The sequence below is a fragment of the Nonomuraea sp. 3-1Str genome (genome assembly GCF_031570565.1).
GTDB lineage: Bacteria > Actinomycetota > Actinomycetes > Streptosporangiales > Streptosporangiaceae > Nonomuraea.
On record NZ_JALHBK010000001.1, the window covers coordinates 538445 to 550089 of the forward strand.

An 11645-nucleotide genomic window follows, 5' to 3' on the forward strand; every position below is an offset into this window, starting at 1 on the left:
CTTCCTTCGGAAACAGCGTAGTCATGTTGTCACGTCAGCGGAGTATCTGTGATGGTCGCTCCATAAGTTCGGAGAAAGGATCGTTCATGACCGCGCTGGCCGACCTCGACCGCCGTCCCGACCTGCCGACCAGGGAGCTCCCGGTCAAGTGGGTCATCGTGATGGACCGCGACCTGCCCCGCGGGCTCCAGGCCAACGCCGCGGCGTGCCTGGCCGCGTCCACGAGCCAGGCCGTGCCGTCGATCCTGGGCTCGGGCGGAGCCGACGCCTCCGGTCAGCCGCACGCCGGGCTGCCGTGGACGGGGTGCACGGTGCTGGCCGCGCCGTCCGCGATCGTCCGGTCCGTCAGGGACGAGGCCGCCCGGACGGCCGGCGTGGTGGTCGCGGACATGGCCGCCATCGCGCAGCGGACCAACGTCTACGACGACTACCTCGCGGAGCTGGCCCGTACCGGGGCCGAGGAGCTGTCGTACTACGCCGTGAGCCTGCTCGGGCCGCGCGCGGACGTGGAGCGCCTGACCGGCCGGCTGCCCCTGCTTCGCTAGAGGCGCACATTCGACAGGCGAAGTCAAGGTCGTCGGACAAGGCCCCGCAACCCCTGCGCCGCGAGTGTGTCACCAGGTCACAGGATGATGAACACGCCCTGATGAAGCAGGGATTACCATGATCTCTGCAAGGCGAAGTCAAGCGGCTTGCATGTGCCGGGTTGCACGGTCTAGGCATGAACAAGGGGCCATTCACCGCCAGTGTCACCGTCGTCGTCCCCGCGATGAACGAGGCCGACAACCTGCCACACGTGTTCGCGACCCTGCCCGCCTGGATCGACGAGGTCGTCCTCGTCGACGGCAACTCCAGCGACGACACCGTCGCCGTGGCCCGTCGGCTGCGCCCCGACCTCCGGGTGGTCACCCAGACCGGGCGGGGCAAGGGCAACGCCCTGATCGAAGGCTTCGCCGCGGCCGGCGGCGACATCATCGTCATGATCGACGCTGACGGCTCCACCGACGGCCGGGAGATCTTCTCCTTCGTCGCCGCGCTGGAGGACGGGGCCGACTTCGCCAAGGGCTCCCGGTACGCCCCGGGCGGCGGCTCCGACGACATCAGCCCGCTGCGCTCCCTGGGCAACCGGGCGCTGACCGGGCTGACCAACTGGCTGTACGGCACCCGCTACACCGACCTGTGCTACGGCTACAACGCCTTCTGGGCCCGGCACCTGGACGCGATGGCGCTCGACTGCGACGGTTTCGAGATCGAGACGCTCATGAACGTCCGCGCCGCCCAGGCCGGCCTGGCCATCGCCGAGGTCCCCAGCCACGAGCGCAGCCGCATCCACGGCGAGAGCAACCTGCACGCGGTGCGCGACGGCTGGCGGGTGCTCAGGACGATCGTGCGTGAGCGCTTCCGCGGCGCGGCCACTCCCCGCACCCAGGTGGCGCTCGCGAAGTAGCCTCGCCGAGCGCGACGGGGCCGGTGGCGCCGGCGGTGACGAGGGTGACATCCTCGAACGCATGCGTTACATCGTCATAGGAGCGGGAGCGGTCGGCGGCACCATCGGGGCCCGCCTCTTCCAGGGCGGCCACGAGGTGCTGCTGATCGCGCGGGGCGGCCACTACGAGGCGCTCAGGACGGGCGGGCTGCGCCTGATCACCCCCCAGTCCGACGAGACCCTCCCCATACCCGCCGCCGACGGCCCCGTTCCCACCCGCGACGACGACGTGCTGGTCGTCGCGACCAAGTCGCAGGACACGGTCGCCGCGCTGGACCCCTGGCCGCGGCACCTGCCGGTGGTCTGCGCCCAGAACGGCGTCGAGAACGAGCGGACCGTGCTGCGCAGGTTCGAGCACGTCTACGGCATGTGCGTGTGGCTGCCCGCCCTGCACCTGGAGCCCGGCACGGTCGCCGCCTACGGCCATCCCCACTCGGGCCTGCTGCACGTGGGCCGCTATCCCCAGGCTGTGGACGACCAGGGTGTGGGCGACCAGCGTGTGGACGACCTGACCCGCCAGATGGTCGCCGACCTGACCAAGGGCGGCCTCGTCGCCCTGGCCCAGAGCGACGTGATGCGCTGGAAGTACGGCAAGCTGATCGGCAACCTCGGCAACGCCGTCGAGGCTCTGTGCGGTCACCGGCCCGGCGCCGACGCGGTGTACGAGCGGGCCCGCGCCGAGGGCGCAGCGGTGCTGAAGGCGGCGGGCATCCCCTTCAGCGGCCAGGAGGAGGAGCGCGAGCTGCGCGGCCATCTGGTCGACCTGCTGCCCATCGACGGGGTCACCCGCGGCGGCGGCTCGTCCTGGCAGAGCCTCGCCCGCTCCAGCGGCTCCATCGAGACCGACTACCTCAACGGCGAGATCGTCCTGCTCGGCCGCGACCACGGCGTGCCCACTCCGGTCAACGAGGTGCTCCAGCTCGAAAGCGGCCGCTACGCGCGCGAGAAGCTCCCGCCCGGGTCGATGCCGGTGGAGCGCCTGACCGCCCTCATCGACGAGCGTTCCGCAGCCGTATCCCGCTGAACCCGAGCGTGCTGGACGTCACCTCGTCCCAGAACGGCCAGAGCCGGTCGAGGACGCGGAGCTGGATTCCGGCCCGTTCGTGCAGCTCCAGCAGGTCGCCCACGGGCTCAGGAGGGCCCAGGGGCTCCACCGGCACCCGTGCGACCACGGCGTGGGGCGGGTCGCCGATGGGCGCGAACGGCTCGGCCGGCAGCCGGTACGCGTACAGGCTCGTCTCCATGATCGCGCGCAGCCAGCCGTACTCGACGGCGTGGACCCGGTCGCCGCAGCCGGCGCCGATGACGCGCTCGGCGTCGGCGTCGGCGGTGTCCGGGACGCGCCAGGCCATCGCGCGGGGGCACTGGCGCGGGAACCAGTAGTCGGGGCAGCGCTCGGGACCGACCGCCCAGACGTACGGCTCGGAGAGCGCCGACGTCGGCGCGACGTGCGGCACGAACCGCTCGATGGCCGGGTCCTCGGAGAAGTGCAGCACCTGTCCTGGCTCGGGTCTCATGAACGCCATCATGGCCTGGAACCCTTGCCGGATCGGGCCTGTGCGGCATACCAGGGCCGCTTGGGGGCAGGGGGAGACTCGCTCAGACGACAAGGGGTGAGTTCGGATGACCTTTCTTGGGCTGGTCCTGGTCCTGCTCGCCGGTGGTGCCGTCATCCTGGTGGCCACCGAGGAGACGTCCAGGTACATCTTGTTCGGTTACACGTTAGAGCCCGACCATTTCCAGATGTTCGTGGCCGGAGCCGTCACCGCCGCGGTGCTGCTCCTGGGCATCGCGCTGATGGTGGCGGGCACGCGCAGGTCCGCGCGCAAGCGCCGGCAGATGCGCAGCGCCCGTGCGCAGACCTCCGACCGGGTCGCCCGGCTGGAGGACGAGAAGCGGGAGCTGGAGCGCCGGCTGGAGACCGAGCGCGCCGCCGAGGACCGCGTCGCCGCCGAGCGCGCGACCGCCGACCGTGCCGCCACCGACCGTACGGCCGCCGGCGACCGGGCGGTGGAGCGGGACGAAGAGGACCGCGACACCGCTCCCTTCCGCCGCGACGGCGCGGGCCGGGAGCCGGCGTACACGGAAGCGCGGGCACACGGCCCCGCCCACGCGCGCATGCCGGGCGACCGCCTGGTGGCGCGCGGCCGCGAGGACAGGATGCCCTGACCGGGCCCCTCGAAGCCGGGTGCCTCGAAGGACACGACGGGCCGTGGTGCGGCGTCCAGGACGCCCCGCCACGGCCCGACGCCGTGAGGCCGGAGAAATCCCCCCAAAGAGGTGTACTCTGCGAGGCGATCTCACCATGCCTCCGGAGGTCGCATGCCCCCCACACGTGGCCGTCCCATCGCGCTCAAGCTGCTGGTCCTGCTGCTCGTCCCGCTCACCTCGCTCGTGGGCCTGTGGGCGTTCGCCGCGTCGCTGACCGGCGGCGACGGGCTGCGCCTCCTCCAGATCAACGAGCTGGTCACGAACCTGTCCGACCCCGCCGAGCAGATCAACGTGCAGCTCCAGAACGAGCGCCTGGCCTCGGTGGAGTACCTCACCAGCAGGCAGGGCCGCCAGCGCCTGACCACCCAGCGGGCGCTCACCGACCGGACCGTGGCCACGTTCCGGCAGCTCGCCGGCCGTGAGCGCGGCCTGTCCCCGCAGATGGCCACCCAGCTCACCGCCCTGTACGGCGAGCTCGGCAAGCTGGACAAGCTGCGCCACAGGGTCGACGGCTCGGACGCCGCGCCGCTCCAGGTGATCGATGGCTACAGCCGGATCGTGGACGCCGCGTTCCGCATGCTCGACGCCATGGTGCTGGTGCCCGAGCAGTCGCTCTACCGGCAGGCCAGGGCCGTGACCATGCTCGGCGAGGCCAAGGACATCCTGTCCCGGGAGCGCGCGGTCATCGTCGTGGTGCTGGCGCGGGGGCGGATCACCAAGGCCGAGCGCGAGGCGTTCATCGGCATGGTCGCCACCCGCCGCCTCCTCTACACCGAGGCGCTCTCCCACCTCGACGGGAAGCTGCGCGGGCCGTACGACAAGCTGGTGGCCTCCCCCGCGTACCAGGAGTTCGTGCAGGCGGAGGACGCCATCCGCGGGCAGGCCGCGACGAACGGGCTGCCCGCCTCGGCGGCCACGTGGCCCGTGGACGGCGCCAACCTGTGGGCCGCGACCGAGCGCGACCACTCCCAGGCCGTGCAGGGCTTCGTGCGGCGCGTCACGCCCGCCGCCAACGGCATCCTCACCAAGATCGGCGTGGCGGGCGGCGCTGGCCTGCTCGCGGTCGTCGCCTCGATCCTGCTCTCGCTGCGCTTCCGCCGCCGGCTGGGCGAGGAGCTGGCCGGCCTGCGTGACGCGGCGACGGAGCTGGCCGAGGTGCGGCTCGCCGGACTGGTCAAGCGGCTGCGCGCCGGCGGCGGCGATCCCACGCCCGAGGAGCTGGCGCCGCTGGAGGTCAAGGCGGAGACGGCGGAGGTGCGGGACATCGTCACGGCGTTCAACAGCGTGCAGCGCACCGCCGTCGAGGCGGCCGTGGACCAGGCGCGGCTGCGGCACGGCGTCAGCCACGTGTTCGTCAACCTGGCCCGGCGCAACCAGACGCTGCTGCACCGCCAGCTCATCCAGCTCGACAGCATGGAACGCCACACGGAGCAGCCGGAGATCCTGGCCGACCTGTTCAAGCTGGACCACCTCACGACCCGCATGCGCAGGCACGCCGAAAGCCTCATCATCCTGTCGGACCAGGCGCCGGGGCGCGGCTGGCGCAACCCGGTCCCGCTCATGGACGTGCTGCGGGCCGCCGTGGCCGAGGTGGAGGAGTACCCGCGGGTGGAGGTGCTGCAGCCGCCGCAGGTCTCCGTCCTGGGCGGCGCGGTCACCGACGTCGCGCACCTGGTGGCCGAGCTGGTGGAGAACGCCACGCTGTTCTCGCCGCCGCAGACGCGCGTGGACGTCCGCTCCACGATCACTCCGCACGGGGTCACGGTCGAGATCGAGGACCGCGGGCTCGGGCTCGCGCGCGCCGAGCTGGACGAGCTGAACGCCCGGCTGGAGGAGGTGCCGGAGTTCGACCTGGCGCAGAGCGACCGGCTCGGGCTGTTCGTCGTGAGCCGGCTGGCGGCCCGGCAGGGCATCCGGGTCAGGCTCGGGGCCTCGCCGTACGGGGGGCTGACCGCGATGGTCGCGCTGCCCGCGTCGATCCTGTCCGGCCGGCCGGCCATGGCCGACCACTGATCCGGCCCCGGACGTCACGCCGGGACCGGAGGGGTCACAGCCGGATGAACGGGTCCGCGAAGTGGGCCGTGGCCAGGACCGCGCGGTCGGCGCGCAGCCCGTCGAGGACCCTGGCGCGCGTGGCCGCCGCCTGCTCCTGGTCGTCGTCGTAGACGTAACGCACGGCGGGGTCGGCGAGCTGCGCCGGGTGGAGCACCAGGTCGCCCGTCATGGCGACCTCGCCGACGCGGGCGATCTGGTGGCCCGGCGTGTGGCCGGGGGTCAGGTGGACCCGCACGCCCGGCGCGACCTCCGCGTCGCCGTCGACGACGTGCAGCAGGTCCTTCAGGGGCGTGATCACCTGATCCAGCACCTGCCCGCCGGCCACGTCCAGGTCGGCGCGCTGGAGGACGTGGCGGGCGTCCGCGAACACGGGCGTGCCGTCGTCGCCGACCGCGCCACTGGCGTGGTCGCTGTGCAGGTGGGTCAGGATCACGGTGCCGACGTCGGCGGGCGAGACGCCCACGGCGGCCAGCTCACCGGTCAGCGAGCCGGGCACCGGCGCCCAGCTGGACGCCGGTGAGCCCGCGGCGCCGATGCCGGTGTCGACGAGCGTGAGCCGGTCGGCCGGGTCGCGGATCAGGAAGCAGTGGAAGTGGAGGGTCCACGGCTCTTCGGGGAGGTCGGCTCCCGGGAACATCTCGGCCATCGGGCGCAGGATGCTCGCGCCCATGGGTCCGACCGCGTCGCAGAGGGGCGTGACCTCGACGCCTGAGACGATGAGGGGCTGGTGTGGCACCAGCCCAGACTAGAGTGCCGCGACATGACCGTGGGCTCTGCCGGGCTTGCCCGCACGGGCCGAAACCTTCGAATCGATCGCCCACCGGTTCAGCGAACACCGAAAGCCTGGCGACGTGTAGACGCAGCCAAGGCGGCGCTCATGGGGCCGTGCCGGCCGCACGCAGTCGCCGGATGGCCAGTTCGGCCAGCAGCCGCGCGCCGTCGTCCAGCACCACGTCGTCGAACTCCGCCAGCGGAGAGTGGTTCTCCTGCGCCTCGTCGCGGCCCAGACGCGCCGGGCGCGCGCCCAGGAACACGAAAGCCCCGGGCACCTGCGCCAGCACGCGCGAGAAGTCCTCGGAGGCGGGGTGCGGGTGGGGCATCGCGGCCAGCCGTTGCGCGCCCCACAGCTGTTGGATCGTATCGCCCGCGAAGGCGGTCTCCGCCGGGTCGGTGACGGTGACCGGCAGCTCGGCGTCGTACTCGATCTCCGCTGTGGTTCCGTGCGCCGCCGCGATACCTGTGACGAGCTCGCGCAGCAGGCGGCGGGCCGCCACGCGGTTGCGTTCGGAGTAGGTGCGGACCGTGGCCTCGAAGAACGCCGAGGCGGGGATGGCGGTTCCGTGCGATCCGGCCGACACGTGGCCGACCGTCACGACCACCGGGTCGAAGGCGTCGAACCTGCGGGTGACCAGGGCGTGCACGGCTGTGATCATTTCCGCGAGCGGGGGCACGGGATCGAGCGCACGATGCGGCACGGCGCCGTGGCCGCCCTTGCCGTGCACGGTGACGCGCATCCGCGCGGTGCCCGACAGCACGGTGCCTGAACGGGTGGCGAACACGCCGGCCCGCCGTACGGACTGCATGTGCAGCGCGTACGCCGCGAGCGGCGGAGTGCCGGCCGCTTCCAGCACCCCTTCGGAGAGCATCACCGCGGCCCCGTCATGCCCCTCCTCGCCCGGCTGGAACATGAGGATCACATCGCCCGGCAGCTCATCGCGCGCGGCGCACAGCAGGTGCGCCGCGCCCACGAGCATCGCGGTGTGCAGATCGTGGCCGCAGGCGTGCATCACGCCCGGTTCGCGGGAGGCGTACGGCAGGGCCGTCTGCTCCTGGACCGGCAGCGCGTCCATGTCGGCGCGCAGGAGGACCACCGGTCCCTCCTCCGCGGGACGCTTCCCTCGGCCGCGCAACACCGCGGTGACCGAGGTCGAGGCGGCTCCCAGGGCGATCTCCAGGGGGAGCCCGCCCAGTGCGTCGAGCACCCGCCGCTGGGTCAAGGGCAGCGCGAGCCCCAGCTCTGGGTCGGCGTGCAGCGCTCGGCGCAGGGACACCAACAGGCCGGTGGGTATCACGGATCGTCCTCCTGCTTGGATGGGCTTCGTCGCTGGAGTGCAGCAGATCCACCCATCCGGTAGCCGCTATCGTCAGCGAATCGGCAAATCCAGGGCTGGAGGTGACGGATCCGTGCGGCAGGAGCTCAGCGAGCAGGATCTCCGGCTGATCCACGCGGTCCAGCTCGCGCCGCGAGCCCCCTGGACGACGATCGGCCCCGCCTGCGCCCTGCACCCGATCACCGCCGCCCGGCGCTGGCAGCGGCTGGTGGACCGCGGCCTGGTGTCGGTGCTGGTGACGCCCGGTCCCGCGCTCCTGCGCCGGCTCGCACCCGCCTACCTCGACGTGGAGTGCCGGCCGTCCGACCGCGAGGCTGTGATCGCCGCCCTGCTCGTCAACCCGCGGGTGGCCTCGATCACGATCGTCGGCTCCGGCCGCAGCCTGTTCCTGACCTTGATGGCCGCCTCCCACCAGGCCCTGGCCGACCTCGTCCTCGCCCGGATCGAAACCCTGTCGGGCGTGCTGCGCACCGAGCTCTACCCGATCACACAGGTGTACGGCGAGGGCAGCTCCTGGCGCCTGGACGCGCTGGCACGCTCCGAGATCAGCGGCCTCGACCGCCGCTCCGAACGCGCGCCCCGGCCGTTCGCCGTCTCCGAACGGCACCGGACGCTGTTCCGCGCGCTCAGCCTGGATGCCCGCGCCCCGGTGGCGGCGCTCTCCGAGCAGGTCGGCGAGAGCCCTTCGACGACCAGCCGGCGGGTGGCGGCGATGATCGCCGCCGGGCTGGTGTCGATCAGGTGCGACGTCACACAGGAGGCCGCGGGCTGGCCGATCCTCGTCAACTACTTCCTGCGCGTGCCGGCCGTCGAGCTGGACGCCGTCGGGCGGGCGCTGGCCGCCCTGCCGGAGAACCGGGGCAGCTTCGCCGTCGCCGCGCGGCCGAACCTCTTCGCGAGCCAGTGGCTGCGCCACGTGTCCGACGTCCCGTACGGCGAGGCCCGCATGACGGGGGCGATCCCGTCCCTGGAGGTCCTGGACCGGATGGTCGCCCTGCGCGTCGTCAAGCGCATGGGCCGCGTGCTGGACGCGGACGGGCGCTCGATCGGGGTGGTCCCGCTCGACCCCTGGCACGAATCCGTCGTCACGCCGCCCGCCGTGACGGATCGCTCATGATTCGGCCATCCGTCGCCGTACCGTGCTTTGGTTCCGTTCAGCCAGACAGGCGAGCGAGAAGGGGAGACCGGCGACATGGGGGACGACGTGCTCAGCCCGGGCATCAAGGCTCTGTTCGAGTCGGACGATCCGGTCGGGAGCGAGGCGCGGTTGTGGACCGAGCTGCGGTCAGGCGGCACGCCGCTGATCGAGACGTGCCCCGACGACCCGCGGACCCGCCTGGTGACTTTCCTGTGGAAGGCGGACCGGCCGGTCGAGCGGGTCACGGTGAACGAGACGGTCAGCGGGCTCCCGCCGCACCGGCGCTCTCTGCTGCCGGTGCCGGGCACCGCCACCTGGTTCCTCACCTGGAGGATCAGGGCGGACGTGCGCACCACCTACAGCTTCGAGGTCGCCGACGCGTCCGGGACCGAGCGCGTCCCCGACCCGTACGCCCGGGTCCGCGAACCGCATGACTTCGCCGCTCAGATGGCGCGCGGCGTGCCGCCGCTGGAGTCGGTGCTGGTGTGCCCGGACGCCGAGCCGCTGTCGTGGACCGACCTGCGCCCCGACGTCCCGAGGGGAACGGTGACCGAGGGGGTGTACGACGACGGCAGGAAGGTGTGGACGTACATCCCGGCGGGCCACGACGAGCCAGGCGCTCCCCTGGGCGTTCTGGTCGTGCTCGACGGTTACGCCGGCCACAGTGCGAGCACCGTCCTCGACAACCTGCACGCCGAGGGACTGATCCCGCCGACGGCGGCGCTGTTCGTCCAGAACGGCGACCGTGGCAAGGAACTCTCCTGCAACCCGGAATGGTCTCGCCACCTGGCCGAGGACCTGCTGCCCTGGGCGCGGCGGCGCCACCCCCTCACCGAGGACCCGGCGGCTACCGTCATCACCGGCCGCAGCCTGGGCGGGCTGTGCGCGGCCTACACCGGGCTCAAGCACCCTGACGTGTTCGGAGGCGTGCTCATGTTGTCGGGATCGGCCTGGTGGGACCCGGACACCCTGCGCGCCTACCTCTGCCTCGCCGACCCCGCCTCCAATCCGGCCGACACGGTCGTCGGCGCCAGGTCCAGGACGCCCGCGCTCATCGACGAGTTCCGGCGCGCCGACCGCGTGCCCATCCGGATCTACCAGGAGGTCGGTGCGTTCGAGACGGGGCCGCCGCCCGCCACGCCCGGCCAGATCCACGCCAGCAGGCACCTGCGCGACGTGCTCGCGCTCAAGGGCTACGACCACCGCTACCGCGAGTTCGCCGGCGGCCACGACGAGACCTGGTGGCGCAGCCGTCTCGGCGACGGGCTGATCTGGCTGAGGGGGGACGGCGCCGATGCCTGAGGTACGCCTTCCCCGCCCCACCGGCCCTCGCCTGGCCGGCGTCCGGGACATCGAGACGGGCCCGCTGCTGATGCGAGTCTGGTACCCCGCGGCGGCGGCGACGGGCCGGCCCCGGCCGTACGCGGTCGGCAGCGAGCGGGACCTGCTGCTGGAGTGGACCGCCCGCCGCAACCCGACCTGGCCGCCCGACACCACCACGGCCCTGCTCGCCGCGGCGCTCACGCACGACCACCGCGACGCACCCGCCGTGCCGGGACCCCATCCGACGATCGTGTACTCCCACGGCGCCGACCTGTACCCCGCCCAGAACACCGCGTTGATGACCGAACTCGCCTCCCACGGTTACGTCGTCGTCAGCGTGCTGCAACGCGGCGGCGGGTTCGCCGCGCGGCCCGACGGATCGCGGCTCGGACCGAGGGAGCCGATCTTCGCCGCGGCCGTCGACCTGTTCTCTCGGCTGGAGCGCCTCACGTCGCTCGGCGCCGACCTCGACGCCCGCCATGACTGGTACGCCGACCTCTGGGAGAGCGGCAAGATAGTCCCGCTCGTACGGCAGTGGCGCGATCGCATGATCGCCGTCGGCGACGCGCTGTCGGCCGCGACACCGGACGGCCCCTTCGGCGACCTCGCCGGAGCCTGCGACCTGGCGCGGCTGACGTACATGGGAATGTCCCTCGGCGGGAGCGCCGCCGCGAGCGCCGCGCAGGCAGACCCGCGCGCCCGCGCCGCCGTCAACCTCGACGGCATGCACCTCGCGGCCGACCTCTTCGGCCGCCCCGCCCGCGTCCCGATCCTCGGGCTGTACGCGGACTTCCAGGGCCGTGTGCACCACAGCCACCTGTTCTACGAGGAGTTCGGCCGGACGGGGCTGCGCGGAGACGTAGTACGGGTCAAGATCGCCGACGCCGCGCACCGGGACTTCACGGACCTGGCGCTGCTGCCCGGCAAGCAGCGCCTCGACCATCTCGGTCCCGTGGACGGGGAGGGCGTCACCCGGCTCGTGGGGGCTCTCACGCTGGCGTTCCTCGACCGGTTCGTCGAGGGCAGGACCTCCGCGGCGCTGCCGCTCGGAGACGGGGCCGAACTCCTCGACGCGTCGCACGTGCGCGCATGGAGCGGTCGCCGGACGACCTGACGGCTTCGGCCGCGTTGGGCCTCGGACACCTGCTCCTAGGCGGCGACGGGCGTGCGCGGCACGTACTCGTTGTCGAGGTCGGCGGCGTAGACCGTGCGGCGGCAGTGCGCGCACCGGTACATGATCGGGCCCTCGTCGAGCTCGTGGTGGCACTGAGGGCAACAGGTGCTGGTCTTCATGGGATCCCCCTTGGAATGCTGCTCGCCT

The 11645-nt window shown here is 72.6% G+C and carries 12 protein-coding genes; 8 read left to right on the forward strand and 4 right to left on the reverse strand.

What is annotated here, in order from left to right:
• Window positions 1-86: 86 nt before the first annotated feature.
• The 3 genes from MTP10_RS02885 (at window position 87) to MTP10_RS02895 (ending at window position 2510) form a co-directional block, all read left to right on the forward strand.
• Window positions 87-545, forward strand: coding sequence for a DUF2000 domain-containing protein (locus MTP10_RS02885; protein ID WP_310707355.1), 459 nt, complete (start codon window positions 87-89; stop codon window positions 543-545).
• Between the two features lie 176 nt (window positions 546-721).
• Complete coding sequence (locus tag MTP10_RS02890; RefSeq protein WP_310707356.1) at window positions 722-1447, forward strand: glycosyltransferase family 2 protein; 726 nt, start codon at window positions 722-724, stop codon at window positions 1445-1447.
• Between the two features lie 61 nt (window positions 1448-1508).
• Window positions 1509-2510: a 2-dehydropantoate 2-reductase N-terminal domain-containing protein gene (locus tag MTP10_RS02895; protein WP_310707357.1), complete on the forward strand. Its 1002-nt coding sequence runs from the start codon at window positions 1509-1511 to the stop codon at window positions 2508-2510.
• Here MTP10_RS02895 and MTP10_RS02900 read toward each other — a convergent pair.
• Complete coding sequence (locus MTP10_RS02900; protein ID WP_310707358.1) at window positions 2476-3003, reverse strand: DUF6886 family protein; 528 nt, start codon at window positions 3001-3003, stop codon at window positions 2476-2478. The genes MTP10_RS02895 and MTP10_RS02900 overlap by 35 nt on opposite strands.
• A 106-nt stretch (window positions 3004-3109) precedes the next feature.
• Here MTP10_RS02900 and MTP10_RS02905 point away from each other — a divergent pair, with 106 nt between their 5' ends.
• Together MTP10_RS02905 and MTP10_RS02910 are read left to right on the forward strand one after the other, a co-directional pair.
• Entirely contained in the window at window positions 3110-3655 is a 546-nt protein-coding gene (locus tag MTP10_RS02905; RefSeq protein WP_310707359.1) for a hypothetical protein, read from the forward strand.
• 153 nt (window positions 3656-3808) lie between these two features.
• The gene (locus tag MTP10_RS02910; protein ID WP_310707360.1) at window positions 3809-5710 is read left to right on the forward strand and encodes a nitrate- and nitrite sensing domain-containing protein; all 1902 of its coding nucleotides are present in this window, start codon (window positions 3809-3811) and stop codon (window positions 5708-5710) included.
• Window positions 5711-5744: 34 nt separating this feature from the next.
• On the opposite strand, the gene MTP10_RS02915 is transcribed toward MTP10_RS02910, so the two are convergent.
• Window positions 5745-6488: an MBL fold metallo-hydrolase gene (locus MTP10_RS02915; RefSeq protein WP_310707361.1), complete on the reverse strand. Its 744-nt coding sequence runs from the start codon at window positions 6486-6488 to the stop codon at window positions 5745-5747.
• Window positions 6489-6627: 139 nt separating this feature from the next.
• Window positions 6628-7824 carry a M20 family metallopeptidase gene (locus tag MTP10_RS02920; RefSeq protein ID WP_310707362.1) on the reverse strand — a complete coding sequence of 399 codons (1197 nt, stop codon included), beginning with the start codon at window positions 7822-7824 and terminating at the stop codon, window positions 6628-6630.
• A 112-nt stretch (window positions 7825-7936) separates the two neighbouring features.
• Between MTP10_RS02920 and MTP10_RS02925 the strand changes: the two genes are divergently transcribed.
• The 3 genes from MTP10_RS02925 to MTP10_RS02935 all read left to right on the forward strand — a co-directional run bounded on the left by MTP10_RS02925 (window position 7937) and on the right by MTP10_RS02935 (window position 11438).
• On the forward strand, window positions 7937-8980 hold the full coding sequence (locus MTP10_RS02925) for an Lrp/AsnC family transcriptional regulator (protein WP_310707363.1): 1044 nt from the start codon (window positions 7937-7939) through the stop codon (window positions 8978-8980).
• Window positions 8981-9055: 75 nt separating this feature from the next.
• Window positions 9056-10303, forward strand: coding sequence for an alpha/beta hydrolase-fold protein (locus tag MTP10_RS02930; RefSeq protein WP_310707364.1), 1248 nt, complete (start codon window positions 9056-9058; stop codon window positions 10301-10303).
• Complete coding sequence (locus MTP10_RS02935) at window positions 10296-11438, forward strand: hypothetical protein (protein WP_310707365.1); 1143 nt, start codon at window positions 10296-10298, stop codon at window positions 11436-11438. Before MTP10_RS02930 ends, MTP10_RS02935 begins: the two co-directional genes overlap by 8 nt.
• A gap of 35 nt (window positions 11439-11473) precedes the next feature.
• On the opposite strand, the gene MTP10_RS02940 is transcribed toward MTP10_RS02935, so the two are convergent.
• Window positions 11474-11617, reverse strand: coding sequence for a hypothetical protein (locus MTP10_RS02940; RefSeq protein WP_310707366.1), 144 nt, complete (start codon window positions 11615-11617; stop codon window positions 11474-11476).
• Window positions 11618-11645: the final 28 nt, after the last annotated feature.